This window comes from Vibrio sp. 5S239 (assembly GCF_041439575.1).
In the GTDB taxonomy this organism is placed as follows: Bacteria; Pseudomonadota; Gammaproteobacteria; order Enterobacterales; family Vibrionaceae; genus Vibrio; species Vibrio kanaloae.
The window spans coordinates 49,090-66,903 of sequence record NZ_JBGOOM010000009.1; the positions used below are offsets into that span (position 1 = coordinate 49,090).

Below are 17,814 nucleotides of genomic sequence, written 5' to 3' on the forward strand. Positions count from 1 at the left end.
AATGATTAATATAGCCAATAGTGAATACTTGATAGTACTTGATCAATCAGGAGATTAAGGTGAGTTTAATTCCAAGAACGGAAAGAGTTGCGTTTTCAATAAAGCCGCTGTCATATGGAAAATCAGTGTTGGGTGCGCCTTTGCTCTATTTCCCCGCGCAAATAGAAAGCGAATCTCGCGGGCTGATTTTAGCAGGCACACACGGTGATGAAACCGCTTCTATCGCGGGATTATCTTGCGCCCTGAGAAGCTTGCCAGCCGCCAATTTACGACACGATGTGATTCTGTCGATGAACCCAGATGGCAACCAGTTAGGTACTCGCGCCAACGCCAATCAGGTCGATCTAAACCGCGCCTTCCCTACTCAAAACTGGACAGCAGACGGCACCGTCTACCGCTGGAGCTCTCACACACCAGTCAGAGATGTAAAAGTGAAAACAGGCCAAGCCGAACAACTCGAACCTGAAGTGCAGTCACTCATCAACCTCATTGATCAGCGCCAACCCAAGTTCGTCATCTCTTTCCACGAACCACTCGCCATGGTCGATGACCCAACCCAATCGGAACTCGCTTCTTGGCTAGGCAAACAGTTCAACCTACCGCTCGTTGAAGACGTGGATTACGAAACCCCAGGTTCATTCGGCACATGGTGCCAAGAAAGAAACCTACCGTGTATTACCGTAGAACTGCCGCCCGTTTCTGCGGATTTAACTATCGAACAATATTTGGAGGCATTTTTGGCTGTGTTGCTGCATAAGGAAGGTTAGCCCAACTCATTTTTGGACATAGAGTCTGAACTACTCAAACTTCGCTCCTTATTATTTGAACTATCAACTACACATAACTATGAATTTTATCTAATGGTTAAATATACTCAGGATCGTTTCAATAAATTTTTCTGGTTCTTCTAGCATTGGCGTATGCGATACATCTTCTAACTTAATTAGCTGTAATGATTTAAATGCGCCTTCAATGCTTTCCCACACCTCAATCGGAGCAATGCTAAAATCTAGTTCCCCATTAATGACGGTGGCATCCAAGTCTGAAGAAAACTGCATAAGTTCGATATCTCTGAATATTTCTCCCCAAAGCGTATCTAGTAGCGGTGTATTCATTTCAACATCATCCCACAAAGATAACTCATCAAATGACGCATCTTTCCATCTCATTGGACCTAATCTACGACAGATATGCGCAAACTTACGTTCTGGCTGTTTGGCAATATCACTTTCTAGTCTAGCCATACTTGTATCTAGCAACTTTTTTCGTTGTTCAGAAGCGTTTTCAGACCAATGAGTAAACTGTTTCTCTTGCATATCACCTGACAGACTTGGCGCAGCACCAACTACAATCAACTTTTCGATCTTTATTTTCGCATGACTTGCAAAGTGCATTGCCATATACGCATGACCTGAATGGCCTAAAACACTAGTTTTGGTTAGATTTAGGCTGTCGCATATTGCTTGGATATCACGAGTGATAGTATCTAAGCTGACAAACTCAACTGGATTTACAGCATCACATTTTGAGAATCCGCGATGATCCACATACACACAAGTAAAGTAATTGTGCAGAGATTCGGGAATGACTTTCTTGTAGTAGTTCACACTACCGATAATTAACAAATGTGGGCCTGTTCCATGCTGCTCGACTTGTAAATGATAATTATCACGATTGACAAATAAAGGATTTCTATCGTTCATTTATATACTCACTCTGGTTGCTATGGAATCATTCTAGGACATGGTTTAGACCGATTAAATGAGCTAATATGGGTTTCTATAGCTCAAGTTTTGGGATAATTATGTTAGATAGAATTGATAATGTTTGGCTACAATCATTTTTTTCCGTTTATGAAAACCATAGTTTTGTTAAAGCCTCCGAACACCTAGCAATTCCAAGTTCCAACGTCAGCAGACACATCCAACAACTAGAGTCGGTATTGGGTGAAAAGCTATTCTATAGAACAACTCGTAAAGTAACCCCAACACTGATGGGTGAGCGTTTTTTCCAAGAAATTAGAGAACCTTTATACAACCTCAATCAGTCACTACAGCGACTAAGTGAGGCACCGACCTCTCTTAAAGGGAGTATTCGGCTGAGCTCTCCAGACATACCTATTATTGGGGAGGTTTTAGCGGATTTTTTAACCACGTATACAGACATCACATTGTACTGTGAGCACAGTACCGCGATTGAAAATGCTATCTCAAACGAACCAGATATTATTATTAGTTTTGAGCGAGGATCTCTCGATGATCGGGATTGGGTGTCGAAGCCACTTTGCCAATGGGAGACTACTATCTTAGCTTCTAAAGAGTGTATTAACCGCTATGGCCTACCAAAAAGCCTAACTGAACTGGAGTCAATGCCTTGTATATCAAGCTATAGATCCTTTGGAGGAGATCCTTGGGTTTTCACTATTCCAGAGTCAAATGAATTTAGAACACTATCCCCAAAATCAAGAATAAAAGTAGATGGTGGATTTACGGCAAAAGCTTTTGCACAACGTGGACTTGGGTTTGTCGCTCTGCCCACTAGCTTCTGCTCAGATGAAATAAAACAGGATGAGTTACAACAGGTTTTTGTAGATTATGATTTATCTCCACTGACAATATTCATTCATTATCGTGCAATAAATTTTCACTCGCATCTATCAAAGTTACTTGTAGATTTTATCGCCACTAAAATGTCTTCTAGCTCATAATGGGCAAAGGTAAGCTAAAAAGCCTAGTGACTCACCGAGCTCGAAAACAAGTTAATAATCACCACGCCCGACAAAATCAAAGCGATTCCAATGATCGCGAAGATATCGAGCTTTTGCCCGTAAACCAGCCAAGACAGTGCTGCGACCAATACAACCCCTGCTCCACACCAAATCGCATACGCCACACCCAAAGACATGGTTTGCACTGTTAGGGATAACAAATAAAAAGCACAACCGTAACCAATCAGTACCGCGACAGTCGCAGGTAAAGAAGTAAATTGCTGCGTTTTAGGCAATAAAGAAGTCGCGACAACTTCAAGCACGATGGCAAGTGACAACATTACTGGAGGAGGAAGAGATAAAAGCATGTTTAAGTCCACAACAATAAAATACAGCATTCAGAATATTGTAATTTTATGTCTAATTCATGTGGTTTTCAGTAAGTAATTATTATGACGTACCCTAAAAGATCTTAACTATTAACTCCAGCAAATAGGTCCTTAAGTACGCATTCTTTCAACCAATAAAAAGACCGCTAGCCATGGTTAACAGGCTTAGTTCAAGATCTGCCTCTCCGATTAATTATTACATATGTGTATTAATCATTTTCAATTTACGGGGATTATCAAAACCTAAAGTCACATCTATACTAGAACCAGCAAAACGAAAAAGCGGAAACAATTAGGCTCAACTACGCTTAACGGATTGAAGCTAATGGCACAGTTATCCGCAGTACTGACATATATAGGAAGCATCCAATGACAATCGACATTAAACCTGATCAAACTCATATAAAATCAAAAGCAATGGTTGCATGGGCAGCTGGTGAACCACTAAAAATGGAAGAAGTAGATGTACAACTTCCTAAAGCTGGTGAGGTTCTAGTTCGCATCGTTGCTACTGGTGTTTGTCACACTGACGCATTCACACTATCAGGTGACGATCCAGAAGGTATCTTCCCTTCAATTCTTGGTCACGAAGGTGGCGGTATCGTTGAGATGATCGGCGAAGGCGTTACCAGTGTCGAGATTGGTGACCACGTTATCCCACTTTACACTGCTGAATGTGGCGAATGTAAGTTCTGTAAATCTGGTAAAACTAACCTATGCCAAGCCGTTCGTGAAACGCAAGGTAAGGGCCTGATGCCTGACGGTACAAGCCGCTTCTCTATTAATGGCGAAACGATTTTTCATTACATGGGCTGCTCTACTTTCTCTGAGTACACGGTACTTCCTGAAATCTCACTAGCAAAAGTAAGCAAAGAAGCACCACTTGAAGAAGTTTGTCTTCTAGGTTGTGGGGTAACTACGGGTATGGGCGCGGTACTGAACACAGCTAAAGTTGAAAAAGGCGACAACGTTGCTGTATTCGGCCTAGGTGGTATCGGTCTTTCTGCAATCATTGGTGCTCGCATGGCTGGTGCTGACCGCATCATCGGTGTTGATATCAACGAGAGCAAATTCGAGCTAGCAAAACAGCTTGGCGCGACAGACTGCATCAACCCAATGAACTTCGACAAACCAATCCAAGACGTTATCGTTGAGATGACCGACGGTGGTGTTGAGTACTCTTTCGAGTGTATCGGTAACGTAGATGTTATGCGCTCCGCACTTGAATGTTGTCACAAAGGTTGGGGCGAATCAGTCATCATTGGCGTTGCCGGTGCAGGCCAAGAGATCGCAACTCGTCCATTCCAATTAGTAACAGGTCGTGTATGGCGTGGTTCTGCTTTCGGTGGTGTTAAAGGCCGCTCTGAACTTCCAGAAATCGTTAATCGTTACATGGCAGGTGAGTTCGGGCTTCAAGAATTCATCACTCACACCATGGGTCTGCAAGACGTAAACGAAGCATTCGACCTAATGCACAAAGGTGAATCTATCCGTACAGTTCTACACATGGATAGATAATACCCCATGGTCTTGGCACTTAGGTGTCGAGACTACAGTTCTGACTTAAACATCAGAGCGAAACTGTCTTCACTACCTCCTGCCCGGTGGGTGGTGAAACTTTAAGTGATATAGACAAATTTACTCCCAAACCATCAACCTAACGGAGCACAATAGATGACAATCGAAAACATTAGCCAAGCAAAGGTTGCTGGTGGTTGGCACAAACAATACACCCACTTTTCTGCAACGCTTGACTGCAACATGCGTTTTGCGATTTTCTTGCCACCCAACGCAAGCAAAGAAAACCCAGTTCCTGTTTTGTATTGGTTATCAGGCTTAACCTGTACCGATGAAAACTTCATGCAAAAAGCCGGCGCATTCAAAGCCGCGGCTGAGCAAGGTATTGCTATTGTCGCGCCCGATACTAGTCCGCGCGGCGAAGGCGTTGCCGACAACGCAAGCTACGATTTAGGCCAAGGGGCAGGCTTCTACGTAAATGCCACTCAAGCACCATGGGACAGCCATTACCACATGTACGATTACGTGGTAACAGAGCTTCCAGCATTGATTGAGTCTTTCTTCCCAGTAACTTCGGTGAAGTCGATTTCTGGCCACAGCATGGGCGGACACGGTGCCCTAACGATTGGCATCAAGAACGAAGATAGCTACCGTTCTATCTCTGCATTCAGCCCAATCACCAACCCAATGCAATGCCCTTGGGGACAGAAAGCATTCAACCAATATCTTGGCTTAGATATTGAAGAGTGGAAATACTACGATGCTTCTGAGCTTCTAAAAACCAAAGGCACTAAGCTGCCAATGTTGGTTGACCAAGGCGAAGCCGATAACTTCCTGATTGAGCAGCTTAAGCCTGAGCAATTAGTTGAAGCCGCTAAGGTAACCAATGCCGATTTAGAGCTACGTATGCAGCCAGGTTACGACCATAGCTACTTCTTCATCTCTAGCTTTATTGATGAGCACATTGAGTTCCACGCAGCTTACCTAAACAAGTAGTCACACCGATTTAGCCCACACCTTGCAAAAGCGTGAGGTGTGGGCTTTTTGTTCCTGTTATTTGCTTACACTCATCAATGTAAACCAAGGGTTATGAACAGTGTGTCAATTCATTCAAACTTCCTAACAGACAGGTGATGTCTTCACTTATTCATACTCTTACAATCAGCAAATCGAACCTGTTACCATAGCGTCTTCAACATCACCTATTTTGAAGGTTGCTATGAAAGCAATTAAGACTCTTTTCTTCCTGATGGTTTTACTGAGCGGTCTGTTTACCGCTTGGCTGTTTATCCCGATTCCAGCGACCATGGACAAGCAAACGCTTGATGTCCCATTAACGGAACCGTTCAAGCTTGTGGCGTATCGCAGCAACCCAAATGATGCGAGCAAGCCGCTTACTTATCACTACTATCTGATTTCTGATGTGGTTGGCGTGGACGACATGGACCCATTTCTGATTACTACGGACCAGTTCGTGAAGCTTGGCGAATTCGACGAGAACACATTCAACCTAACGGTTAACGGCAAGATAGAGAGCTACACCAACGATTTATGGATCAAAAAATCTGACGGCAAGCTTCAGCACTGGTACGTGAGTATTGATGCGAACTATATCCGCTAACATCGAATTGCAATAAACCTGATTTCAAAACTGCGCTTTGGCTTCCAAGCGCAGTTTTTGTTTCTAGCCTTCCGCTTCACAAGCAAAACAAATCTCACAAGCTCTGCAGGTGTCATAACCCCTACAGATGTTATAAGCTCCACCTATGTTCGACTCCCTATAAATCAAAAACAATAAAGGATCACCCGTGGAATTTACGCTCGACAAATTTAACGGCATCATCATCGACCCAGCAACAGCGCCTCACGATGCTGACTCATTCAATGCCGAACTCAGCGAGATCACCGAATTTTCAAAGCAGAACAACAAAGGCATTATTTGGATTAGCTTACCTATTTCCCTCTCGCACCTTATTCCGGTGGCGACTGAGCTTGGCTTTGTGTTTCACAACTGTCTAGAAAACGAAATTACGCTGATCCATAAATCCGAGATTGTCGAGTTTGTGCCTTTCATTCCGACCCACACCTTGGGCGCAGGCGCATTGATCACCAACGAACACAACCAAGTGCTGATGATTAAAGAGCACGGTATGACTGGCTACAAATTACCGGGCGGCCATATTGAGTTGGGTGAAGGCATTGAAGAATCTGTGGTTCGGGAGACATTGGAAGAAACTGGCATCGAAGCCACATTTGTTTCGGTGGTTGGCATGGCGACGAGACACCCGTATCAGTTTGGCAAATCGAACCTCTACTTTGTTTGTCACCTTATCGCTCAAACCCAAGAGATTGCGATTCAAGACACCGATGAAATTGCAGAGGCAAAATGGATTGATGTTGAAGAGTATATTAACAACCCTGACAGTTACCCGTTTAACCGCCAATTAGTCGGTTCTCTGATCGGAAAGCAAGGATTAGAGCTTACTCAGCTAGAAGGCAACTATGGCCCTGTCCACAAGCCAGAGATCTTCTTTTCGAAAAGCTAGAGCGATTCAAACATAAAAACGCCCAACTCAAATGAGTTGGGCGTTTTGGTTTCTAGCTTTTGTTGTTCTTAATTAAGCCTACTGCGTTGTTAGTTATTCTTTGTACCTATGATTCATTCTCATACTTTTAAAACGAACCTGTATTAAAAGAAGCCTAACGGATTAGTATCATAGCTGATCAATAGGTTCTTAGTATTTTGGTAGTGATCGAGCATCATTTTATGTGTCTCACGACCAATGCCTGATTTCTTATAACCTCCGAACGCGGCATGTGCTGGATACGCGTGGTAACAGTTCACCCAAATACGCCCCGCTTCAATGCTACGACCCATGCGATACGCTAGGTTTGCATCACGCGTCCACACGCCTGCACCCAAGCCATACTCGGTGTCATTGGCTATCTCTAGCGCTTCTGCTTCGTCTTTAAACGTCGTTACTGCGATAACTGGGCCGAAGATCTCTTCTTGGAACACACGCATCTTGTTGTGCCCTTCCAACATGGTTGGCTGAATGTAGTAACCGTTGCCGAGATCATCTGGTTGCTGCGCGATTTCACCACCGGTTAGCACTTTAGCGCCCTCTTGACGGCCTATTTCTAGATAGCTCAGAATCTTATCAAACTGCTCTTTAGAGGCTTGTGCGCCAACCTGAGTATCAGTGTCTAACGGGTTACCTTGCTTGATGGTTTGAGCACGTTCGATCACCTTGGCAATGAACTTGTCGTACACCGATTCATGGATCAGCACACGCGATGGACATGTACACACTTCACCTTGGTTGAAGAACGCAAGCAGCATGCCTTCGACACACTTATCTAGGTATTCATCTTCATGGTTAAAGATATCAGGGAAGTAGATATTTGGAGACTTACCACCCAGCTCAACCGTTGATGGAATCAAACTTTCAGCCGCACATTTCAGAATATGGTGTCCAACTTCAGTTGAGCCAGTAAACGCCAATTTAGCCAAACGATCACTGGTTGCCAATGCTTGACCCGCTTCGCTACCAAAACCATTCACGATGTTTACGACGCCTGCTGGCAAAAGATCAGCGATCTTCTCCATCATCACCAAAATCGATGTGGGTGTTTGCTCGGCGGGTTTCATCACCACACAACAGCCCGCAGCCAGTGCAGGAGCCAATTTCCAAGCCGCCATTAAAATCGGGAAGTTCCAAGGAATGATCTGCCCTACGACACCAATCGGTTCAGGGAAGTGGTAGCTTGCTGTGTTTGAATCTAGCTCAGCTGCGCTGCCTTCTTGCGCTCGGATACAACCCGCGAAATAACGGAAGTGATCGACAACCAAAGGGATATCTGCCGCCAGAGTTTCACGCACAGGCTTGCCGTTTTCCCACGTCTCAGCGACTGCGATTTCTTCTAGGTTCGCTTCAATGCGGTCGGCAATTTTAAGTAGGATGTTGGAGCGATCTGTCACGCTAGTCGCCGCCCAACTAGCACGAGCAGCATGCGCCGCATCAAGTGCCAAGCTAATGTCTGCCTCTGTTGAGCGCGCCACTTGGCAATACACCTGACCATTCACTGGAGAAGTGTTATCAAAATACTCGCCGCTAACAGGCTTAACCCACTCACCACCGATAAAGTTATCGTATTGTGCTTTAAAGTTCACCACTGCGTTATCACTACCCGGCTGTGCGTAAATCATAGTTAGATCCTTCTTCGATTTGATATTCGTTATTGAGCTAGAGCTGTCTTATTTTTGTGGCGGCTCCCCTTGAGAAAAGAACTCCTGACAAGACGCCCATGTTTATACTTTTTGTTTAAAACACTGATACTTCATGTTTTCTTCACAACATTAACAACGCAAATCACACGCCAGAACTTCAAAACTTGTTGTTAATTAATTGTAAAACTATGATTACCAAACGTTTACAACCCAAAGTGAGTTGGCATTGAACGGACGTATGGAAACCATTCCAGTGTTCAACTGTTCCAAATTGGTACACCCTCACTGTTACGACATGGAACAGTCATGCACCTTCAACAAGCAAACACCTCAGATTGGCTTTCGTCCTCTTGGCACCGCAGCACAGAAGCGGGGCTAAAACAGAGACGACTTCCCGAAGACATTCGCCTGCCACAATCGATTCTTAAACAGCGACGACATCAATCTTCTGACTTAATCAACATCGTCGAATGCAATGCGCTGCCTTTGTTTAATCAGATGTTTGCACGCACTGACAGTCGTTTGATTTTGACGGACATTGAAGGGGTAATTCTGGCAAGTTGGGGACAAGAAAGGTTTAAGGAGAAGCTGACGTCAATTGCACTGAGCTCTGGAGCTTGTTGGCAGGAGCAACTCAAAGGTACTAACGCGATTGGCACCGCCATTGTTGAAGCGAAACCAGTATCCATCATTGGCGAACAACACTTCATCCACCAGCATCGGTTTATCAGCTGTTCAGCAAGCCCGGTGTTTGACCACCAAGGCCAAATGGTTGGGGTGTTAGACATTACCAGCGAGCAGCAGCAACACGACAGTTCTGTCCAATTACTGGTTCAAAATATGGTTCAGCTTGTTGAGAACCAACTACTGAGTCACATCCCACAAGGCACTACTCGAATCGATCTTGCGTGTGAGAAATCTTTACTACACAGTGGTTGGCAAGGAATTGTGATAGCCAATGAAGCTGGCGAGGTAGTCGCGCACAATCAGGTCGCCTCTCAGCTGCTGGATCAAACCTCGATCGTCGGCGAATGCATAGATACCCTCTTCAACCGAACCTCATTAGATACGCCTTTTGTGTTTGAGAAACAGCACCTCAAACGACCAAATGCAAAACGCACTCGCTCTATTTCAGCATCGTGTGATTTGCACCATGGTGAACAACAGATAGAACACGCTTGGCAGCAAGCCAACAAGGTTATCGACAAAGGGGTCAGCTTGTTGATCTTAGGAGAAACAGGGGTTGGTAAGGGCGAATTTGTTAAAGCATTACACAAGCAAAGCCAACGTAAATCGTCGCCCTTGGTGGCGGTAAACTGCGGTGCGCTGCCGAAAGACCTTATCGAATCTGAGCTGTTTGGCTACGCGCCGGGCGCTTTTACGGGCGCAAGCCACAAAGGATTCCAAGGCAAGATCCGTCAAGCAGACAAGGGCATTCTATTTTTGGATGAAATCGCCGACATGCCGTTAGAAGCTCAATGTCGATTACTGCATGTTCTGCAAGATAAATCAGTGGTGCCCGTGGGTTCAAATCAGAGCTACCAAGTCGATTGTCAGATCATCGCTGCCACTCATAAAAACCTAGAACAGTTAGTTTCGACAGGTGAGTTTAGGCAAGACTTGTACTACCGCTTGAACGGCTTAGCCTTCACTTTGCCAAGCCTACAACACCGACAAGACAAACACGCCTTAATCGAGCACATTCATCGTAAATACGCCGAAGACGAACAGACAATCTGCCCTCACTTGATGAGCTTACTGTCCGCTTACGCTTGGCCGGGCAATATCCGCGAATTAGATAATCTACTCAAGGTCGCGGCTTTACTGGCGAGTGATGAACCACAACTCACGCTAGAACATGTGCCAAGCCACCTTGCTCAACATCTGACGTCATTAGCACACGATAATCAGCATCAGCTAATGACTCCTAATACCATAAAAGGTACATCGAATAACGATTTAAGAAGTACCGTTGAAGAAACCTTATTGCAAACGTATCAAGCGAACCAAGGCAACATCAGCAAGACTTCGCGAATACTCGGCATCAGCCGCAATACCATTTATCGAAAACTGAAAAGCTTGGGAATTCTTTAGTAGGAAAAGGAATCTAAGCTACTCAGAATCCAACTCCACAAGTTGATTGAGCACTTCTTTGTCCAACACTGGATGATGTTTACTCGCTAAGATCAACACAATATCGACCGAAGGTAACGGCGGCATATCATCAAGAATTTTCAAATCAGAAGTCACGCTGAGCTTACCCATTGCACCAATGGCTAATCCGGCTTTAACGATCGCTCGCTGCGCTGACGCCGTATTACTGCACGCCAATAACTGATAAGGCGTACCTTGCTTAGTTAAACCATTCACTGCTGCAGCGTGATATTTACAGTCCGTTTGAAACAAGGCTAATGGAACTGGCTTAGAACCATCAAACGCATAATCAGGGCTACTAATCCAAACCCCAATATCACTGGTGAGCCAATGCCCCTCTTCGCTGTCGGGTGCTCGAGTGACAATCGCCGCATCTAAACGGCCATCATCCAGCCACTCTCTGAGCGTAATGCTGGGTAGGCTGAATATTTGGATTGAGCACGTAGGCTCTGCTTGCTGTAACAGGCGAATCACTTTCGGCAGAATGGTGTCGTTATAGTCTTCAGGGCAGCCGAGTCGCAGAGGTTGTTTGTCCTCATAACGCTTTACTTGCTTTAGCGCGGTATTGTGGAGGGCGACCAACTGTTCGGCATGAGAACGCAGCGCTAAGCCAGCCTCAGTCAGTATTAAATTTCGCCCTTCTTTTTGGAAAAGAGTCACGTTGAGCTCTTCTTCCAACTTACGCATCTGAGCGCTGAATGCCGACTGGGTGCGATTAATCTGTTTCGCGGCACGCGTAAAGCTAGTGGTTTCTACAAACGCGAGAAAGCCTCGCAACGCATCAATGTCCATATTGAAATCACCACCCATCGTTTTTATTAATGTATTGCATCAAAATTATCCGTTAGTGCCTCGCAATACAATCCCCTAAGCTCAAAAGCACACTCACTAAACGCAAGGAAGCCCCTATGCAGCTTTATATTGGAAACCAGAACTACTCAACTTGGTCACTGCGCGCATGGCTGATATTCGACAACTACAACCTGAATCCAGAAGTCATTAAGCTCAAGCTTTTCACCTCTGATTTCTACGACACTCTGGCGAAAGTGACGCCAACAGCTAAGGTTCCAACCCTAGTTGATGGTGATGTTGCAGTGTGGGATTCATTGGCCATTCTCGAATACGTTAACGACGCCCACTTAGACGGTGCTGCATGGCCAAAATCCACCAAAGAGCGCGCTCGTGCCCGAGCCATTTCTGCTGAGATGCACTCCGGGTTCTTTGCCGTCAGAAATGAAATGCCGATGAACTGCCGCGCACAACGAAAGCTCTCACTCAGTGAAGATGCACTGAAAGACATCGCACGTATTGATGTAATATGGTCAACGCAAATGGAACAATACCCTGAAGGATGGTTGTTTGGTGAATGGTCGATTGCCGATGCGATGTTTGCACCTGTGGCATTGCGCGTAGAAACCTATGGCATCCAGCTTTCAGAGAAGGCATCGCGGTATCAACAACGTGTGCTTAACAGCACATCAATACAAAAATGGCTGGCAGAGGCAAGCTTAGAAACCGATGTGGTTGAAGAGGATGAGGCAGGCGAGACTGTATAAATAGTTAGCAATGAGTCTCGATAAGGGCATCGAGACTCATTCATTATTAGATGATTAGAAAGCGATTTCCTTACCGGCTATTCTTCAGCAACGCTGTCTTGATGATCATTCGGTTCAAACTCCAAAATATCACCAGGTTGGCACTCTAAAACTTCACACAGCTTATCGAGTGTCGATAGCCTTACCGCTTTGGCTTTACCATTTTTTAATACTGATAAGTTGGCTTCAGTAATCCCAACTTCTTTTGCCAATGTCTTCAATCGCATTTTTCGTTTGGCCATCATAATGTCTAAATTAATGCGGATAGTCATGACAAGTCCTTTAAATGGTTTGGCTATGTTCGTCAGCCAGGATATAACCTTCTTTCATCACCCATGAGATGATCAAAATAATTATACCCAATATCAGTGTTAAAAAGTCCATACCAACAAAACTAATCTCAAAGATACGTTCACCTGGTGGATTATTGAACGACAGAATCACTGACATCAATGAACCATAGATAATTGAACCTAAAACCCAATAAAACAGGCTATATCCGAGCTTCTGGTAGGACATTGCGTTTTCTAAAGAGAAGATTTCACCTCGCTCATAGTTACGGAATAAACGTATCAGAACCATCAATGCGTACATAAGGATGCTCGACATCAATAAGCTTGTGAACGCAGCAACGATTCTTGTTGTCATAGCGAGCGGTAACATCGTGAAATACCCTATGTCGTAGGTAAGATAAAAAATGCCCGTCGCACTAATAAAGTCATAGGGAGTCTCAACTGTTAGCCAGAAGTAGCACACCATTATAGGGGTAAGTACAAAAAGGGATTGCAATAGCATACGTACGCGTCGGCTTTGTTTTTGGATGTTGGACATACTTAGATTCCTGTTGAATTGACTAAGGGGATATTAAGATCGAAACAAATGATAATCAACAAAAAATTATCGATAAGCGATAATTTTATATCGATTTGAGTTTGGTAAAATAAAGCCAATCTAGTATGCGTTCTATCAATAGAATGAGATGACAACCTCCGGGTTCTAAAAGCTCCAACCCAATAATCCATTTTCATCAGACCTCCATTTACTTCCTAATCATTTGATCGATTGTGATCGCCTAATCACAATGTGTAGATGTGATTGTTTATATTCAACGAAACTCAAATAATTAAGATAAACATCATGTTACGAGCAACCATCGCATTATTAAGCGTGACCAGTTTCGCTGTATCTGCCAATGTCACCCTTCCCTCTGGAGAAGACTGGATCAATCATACTTCAGAAGGGCTCGCACCATACTGGCTAATGCCGAGCGCTCAGGGAGAACCGATAGGCAACTTCCCAACTTTCCGTTGTGATGATGGAACATTGCTCGATGTTTCTGATGTGTGTCCTGAATTAGACAGAGGCTGGATCACTCCCCACTTCGGCAAAGAGTTTACGCGGATGAAGTCACGTCAAACTTATGCCTATGGCGTGCTCTACCACCTTACTGGTGATAAGCAGGCGTTAGCGCTTGCCAAACAAGGAGCCTACTACATCATTGATCAGCTAGAAGATAAGCAAAACGGCGGCTTTATCGGCTACACAAAAGAAGGAAAAGTAGGCCAGAGTTGGCAGCAACGTACTTCTCAAGATCAAGCGTATGCGCTGGTTGGCCTTGCCATGTACTACTACCTGACTCAAGACAAAAAGGCAGAAGAAGCACTCATCGCACAACAAGCTTTTATCTTTGATAAATATCGACTTAGCGACAACAGCGGACTTGCTTGGGTACTTGCTGACGGTGAAGATGGCAGTGCAAAACGACGTGAACTGGTTGCACAACTTGATCAAATTAATGGCTACCTGTTGCTCGTCGTACCTCTGCTCAAAGAGCCCGTCAAATCAAAATGGCTTGATGACTTAAACTGGCTCACGCAATCCATGATTAACAAATACCATTCTGAAGATGAACAACGCTTCTACGGGGCTATTCACGACAAAGCAGCGATGATGCCGAATGCTAATCACAATGATTTTGGGCACACCATCAAAGCGTATTGGATGACTTACCTTACCGGCCAAACATTGAATAACTCTGAATGGTCGCAATTTGGCATCAAAGGGATGAAACACACCTTAGAGCAAGCTCAATACCAGAAAGAGTTCGTGAACGTCTCCCAATATTTTGGCGAGGAACTTCAGAATGCGTGGAAAGGGCAAGAGATTACAGGTTGGCAAAGCAGGCCAAACACTAATTGGGCGTCATCATGGGAATGGGCCGAGCTTGATCAAGCAGCAATGACGGTTTCGCTGGTCGATGCTTCAATGAAAGACGTATTACAATATACCCTACCGACCTTTCATGATATTTGGGTCGACCACAAATACGGCGGCGTGGGGCTTGATCCTAAGCGCACCAAGGCTTTCCATTGGGGTAATGGTTATCACCAGTTTGAACATGCGCTGATTGGCTATTTGTTCGCTCAGCAAGTTGACGCGAAGCCAGCAGTATTACATTACGCAAGGCCAACCAACAGCGAGATGCCAATGGAACCGTATTACTACCATGGGGATGTGGTTAAGTTGGATAACCTAAACGATGGAACGCAGAAGGTCAGTTTCAAAAACATTCGACCTTAGCGTTAGTTGTTTGCTCTAAATGGACTTGAGATGCAGGGCAATGGGGAATGGACAAGGTCAAAGAGTTAACACAATAGTGATATCGCAAACCCAAACAAAAGCCGCAGTCGAGCAGCGGCAATTTTAATGGAAATAATCTGAGTTTAGTCGTCTAGCCCTTTAATTGGGCTCATTGAACGATAAACGGTTTTTACGTCACCTTTGATGGACAGCATACTTAAATCATCAATGAAGAAGCGGCTAGTCATTGTGTGTTTACCACCATTGATGAAGATTTCGATGACCGACTTGTCAACATAAACCTCGATGGTTTGCTTGGTGCTCAACCTCGGCGCCTTTCTCACACACCCAAACTCTTCAGCGTAGAGTTTAGACATATTGCTGCGATCCAGAGTGAATTCCGTATCAATGGCACTGAACACGATGTTATCGCCCGTAGCATTGGCAAGTGTAAACTCAAACTCGTCCGTATCCGTTTCGAGCTCAACCATAAAGCTGGTTGTATCCAGTTCAAGAACATTTTCAACCGTAACCGCTTCACCCTGTAGCGCTTTCAATTCAGGTAAAGCAGACTGAATAAGATAGCCATCTTGGATTTGAAGTTCGCGTGGTAATGACAACATGCCCGCCCACTGATACGCATTAGAAGGAGTATCAATCTCAGGCAGACCAATCCAAGCAATCAAAATGCGACGGCCTTTATCATCTAAGTAAGTCTGTGGTGCGTAGAAATCAAAGCCGTAATCTGGCTGTGCGATGTCTTGATGGTTTTCCAGTTCCGCCGTATCTAGGTTCAGGCGGTCACCCAAAATGTAAGCCACTGAATAGATATTTTTGAAGTCGTATGGGTTTTCACTAGACACGCCTTGCGGAGAAAATAGCATCACCGACTGATTATCTATTTCAAAGAAATCAGGGCACTCCCACATATAACCAAGGTTGTTGTAACAAGTTTGAATTGGACCTTTGTGCTGCCAATTCATCAGGTCTCGGCTGCGATACAGTGCCATTGAGCCAGTCTCTTGAGGAGTTTGAGCACCCACAACCATCAAATAATCGTCGCCCTGTTTCCACACTTTTGGGTCGCGGAAATGTTCGGTGTAGTGATCGTTTTCGATAACCACGCCGTGCTTTTCTATTTTGCCGTCAGCAGACATCTTGGCAAAACATTGAGTTGGTATTCGCAGCCAATTTTCATCGCGCTTGTTACCCGTAAAGAACAACAATGCATTGTCGTTTTCAACCAATGCGCCACCAGAATAAACTCCGTGAGAGTCGTAATCTTGGTCTGGGTGTAGGCCAATGCCGTGGTCTTCAAAATGAATGAAGTCTTTAGTAGAAAGGTGGTACCAATACTTCATACCATGGACAGGACCAACCGGCGTCCATTGGTAGAATAGGTGGTGTTCACCATTAAAGAAACACAGGCCATTCGGATCATTGAGCAGGCCAAACTTAGGCGCAATATGGTAGCTCGGATAGCCAGCGTCTTGTTTGCGAAGATTGACCATCTCATCAATGCTGTCTTGTGAAATCTCTTCTATACGACGATATCTTTGCTCTACCGTCCAGTTCGAATTCAAACTCATACACTCTCCTCGACGGCATTCGTATTTGAAGAGTCTTTTTGAACAAACTGAGTGAGAGCCTCTTGCGTTGGAAGTGCGGTCATCGCACCTTTTTGCGTGGTTGCCAAAGCACCACACCCATTCGCCCACTGGATTGCAGAATCAACGACTTGTTGATTAATCCACTCATCATGTTGAGAAAGCTTTGCAAGTAAGCCGCCAACAAAAGCATCGCCTGCGCCTGTAGTATCCACTGGCGTCACTGAGCGACCTGAAATCAACACACCTTGGTTTTCAAATACTCGCCAAACGCCTTTCGCGCCCTGTGTAACCAGAACAAGCATGTTGTTAAGATCTGCAATATGAGCCAAACCTTGCTCCATCGAAGTTGAACCGGTTAAGAAATCCAACTCTTCTTCAGAGAATTTAACCACATCCGCCAACTCAACCGCTTTCATGACAACAGATTTTATTTCAGATGGGTTTTGCCACACTTCATCACGAAGGTTTGGATCGAAGCTGATGTACCCGCCTGCGGCTTTCATGCGTCGAATGGCTTTAAAGGTACTGCTTCGACTTGGCTCATTAGCCAGAGAGATTGAGCAAACGTGTAGCCACTCATTTTTCTTAAACTCGGGAATATCATCCACAGACATAAACTGGTCTGCACTTGGCTTCACCATAAACGTAAAGCTGCGTTCGCCTTGGTCATCAAGGTCCACCACCACAGTTGATGTGCGTTGTTCAAAGTCCTTCACCAAACGTTCGGTATTCACACCTTCGTTTTGCAAAGTCACTTCCATAAAGGTGCCAAACGGATCGTTACCCACTCGGCCGAAAAATGCGCTTTTGCCTAAAAGGCGAGAAATCGCTACCGCGACATTGGCAGGCGCACCGCCCGGACATTTCAATAATGTCGCGTCAGTCTCCGGAATGAGGTCGACGACGGCGTCTCCAGTTACCCAAACTTGATTCATCTTTCTTACCTTAAAACTGAAAATCATGACAATCGAAAGCAGTAGCAACCAAAAGCAAGGTGACACTTCACGCTGTCATGTAAAAATATAAAAAG

Annotated in this window: 17 protein-coding genes; 9 read left to right on the forward strand and 8 right to left on the reverse strand. The window is 44.8% G+C overall.

Going from position 1 to position 17,814, the window contains the following annotated elements; genetic code table 11:
- Positions 1-59 precede the first annotated feature (59 nt).
- Complete coding sequence (gene mpaA / locus ACED48_RS09490; RefSeq protein WP_084026646.1) at positions 60-767, forward strand: murein tripeptide amidase MpaA; 708 nt, start codon at positions 60-62, stop codon at positions 765-767.
- A gap of 90 nt (positions 768-857) precedes the next feature.
- Here mpaA and ACED48_RS09495 read toward each other — a convergent pair whose 3' ends face one another.
- A complete protein-coding gene (locus ACED48_RS09495; protein WP_017054866.1) occupies positions 858-1,703 on the reverse strand; it encodes an alpha/beta fold hydrolase in 846 nt (281 codons plus the stop codon).
- A 68-nt stretch (positions 1,704-1,771) separates the two neighbouring features.
- Here ACED48_RS09495 and ACED48_RS09500 point away from each other — a divergent pair, with 68 nt between their 5' ends.
- Positions 1,772-2,707, forward strand: coding sequence for a LysR family transcriptional regulator (locus tag ACED48_RS09500; RefSeq protein ID WP_017054867.1), 936 nt, complete (start codon positions 1,772-1,774; stop codon positions 2,705-2,707).
- A 23-nt stretch (positions 2,708-2,730) separates the two neighbouring features.
- On the opposite strand, the gene ACED48_RS09505 is transcribed toward ACED48_RS09500, so the two are convergent.
- Positions 2,731-3,075 carry a multidrug efflux SMR transporter gene (locus tag ACED48_RS09505; RefSeq protein WP_029626759.1) on the reverse strand — a complete coding sequence of 115 codons (345 nt, stop codon included), beginning with the start codon at positions 3,073-3,075 and terminating at the stop codon, positions 2,731-2,733.
- Between the two features lie 390 nt (positions 3,076-3,465).
- On the opposite strand from ACED48_RS09505, the gene ACED48_RS09510 reads away from it, so the two are divergent.
- The 4 genes from ACED48_RS09510 (at position 3,466) to ACED48_RS09525 (ending at position 7,160) form a co-directional block, all read left to right on the forward strand.
- Entirely contained in the window at positions 3,466-4,614 is a 1,149-nt protein-coding gene (locus ACED48_RS09510) for an S-(hydroxymethyl)glutathione dehydrogenase/class III alcohol dehydrogenase (protein ID WP_017054869.1), read from the forward strand.
- 156 nt (positions 4,615-4,770) lie between these two features.
- Positions 4,771-5,610: an S-formylglutathione hydrolase gene (gene fghA / locus ACED48_RS09515; RefSeq protein WP_017054870.1), complete on the forward strand. Its 840-nt coding sequence runs from the start codon at positions 4,771-4,773 to the stop codon at positions 5,608-5,610.
- Between the two features lie 223 nt (positions 5,611-5,833).
- A complete protein-coding gene (locus ACED48_RS09520; RefSeq protein WP_017054871.1) occupies positions 5,834-6,235 on the forward strand; it encodes a hypothetical protein in 402 nt (133 codons plus the stop codon).
- 187 nt (positions 6,236-6,422) lie between these two features.
- Positions 6,423-7,160 (forward strand): NUDIX domain-containing protein, encoded by a 738-nt coding sequence (locus ACED48_RS09525; protein WP_017054872.1) that lies wholly within the window; start codon positions 6,423-6,425, stop codon positions 7,158-7,160.
- Positions 7,161-7,303: 143 nt separating this feature from the next.
- Here the strand turns inward: ACED48_RS09525 and ACED48_RS09530 are convergent, their stop codons facing one another.
- Positions 7,304-8,824, reverse strand: a complete 1,521-nt coding sequence (locus tag ACED48_RS09530) for an aldehyde dehydrogenase family protein (protein ID WP_017054873.1) — start codon at positions 8,822-8,824, stop codon at positions 7,304-7,306.
- A 327-nt stretch (positions 8,825-9,151) separates the two neighbouring features.
- On the opposite strand from ACED48_RS09530, the gene ACED48_RS09535 reads away from it, so the two are divergent.
- Entirely contained in the window at positions 9,152-10,939 is a 1,788-nt protein-coding gene (locus ACED48_RS09535; protein WP_017054874.1) for a sigma-54-dependent Fis family transcriptional regulator, read from the forward strand.
- 18 nt (positions 10,940-10,957) lie between these two features.
- Here ACED48_RS09535 and ACED48_RS09540 read toward each other — a convergent pair whose 3' ends face one another.
- Positions 10,958-11,809, reverse strand: a complete 852-nt coding sequence (locus ACED48_RS09540; RefSeq protein WP_017054875.1) for a LysR family transcriptional regulator — start codon at positions 11,807-11,809, stop codon at positions 10,958-10,960.
- Between the two features lie 98 nt (positions 11,810-11,907).
- On the opposite strand from ACED48_RS09540, the gene ACED48_RS09545 reads away from it, so the two are divergent.
- Positions 11,908-12,555, forward strand: a complete 648-nt coding sequence (locus tag ACED48_RS09545) for a glutathione S-transferase family protein (protein ID WP_017054876.1) — start codon at positions 11,908-11,910, stop codon at positions 12,553-12,555.
- Between the two features lie 77 nt (positions 12,556-12,632).
- Here ACED48_RS09545 and ACED48_RS09550 read toward each other — a convergent pair whose 3' ends face one another.
- Both ACED48_RS09550 and ACED48_RS09555 read right to left on the reverse strand, forming a co-directional pair.
- Positions 12,633-12,866: a helix-turn-helix transcriptional regulator gene (locus ACED48_RS09550; RefSeq protein ID WP_017054877.1), complete on the reverse strand. Its 234-nt coding sequence runs from the start codon at positions 12,864-12,866 to the stop codon at positions 12,633-12,635.
- A gap of 10 nt (positions 12,867-12,876) precedes the next feature.
- Entirely contained in the window at positions 12,877-13,425 is a 549-nt protein-coding gene (locus tag ACED48_RS09555) for a DUF2975 domain-containing protein (protein WP_029626760.1), read from the reverse strand.
- 306 nt (positions 13,426-13,731) lie between these two features.
- Here ACED48_RS09555 and ACED48_RS09560 point away from each other — a divergent pair, with 306 nt between their 5' ends.
- Positions 13,732-15,174 (forward strand): N-acylglucosamine 2-epimerase, encoded by a 1,443-nt coding sequence (locus ACED48_RS09560; protein WP_017054879.1) that lies wholly within the window; start codon positions 13,732-13,734, stop codon positions 15,172-15,174.
- 143 nt (positions 15,175-15,317) lie between these two features.
- Here ACED48_RS09560 and ACED48_RS09565 read toward each other — a convergent pair whose 3' ends face one another.
- Both ACED48_RS09565 and ACED48_RS09570 read right to left on the reverse strand, forming a co-directional pair.
- A complete protein-coding gene (locus tag ACED48_RS09565; protein ID WP_017054880.1) occupies positions 15,318-16,763 on the reverse strand; it encodes a sucrose-6-phosphate hydrolase in 1,446 nt (481 codons plus the stop codon).
- Positions 16,760-17,719: an aminoimidazole riboside kinase gene (locus ACED48_RS09570; protein ID WP_017054881.1), complete on the reverse strand. Its 960-nt coding sequence runs from the start codon at positions 17,717-17,719 to the stop codon at positions 16,760-16,762. The genes ACED48_RS09565 and ACED48_RS09570 overlap by 4 nt, the downstream gene beginning before the upstream one ends.
- Positions 17,720-17,814: the final 95 nt, after the last annotated feature.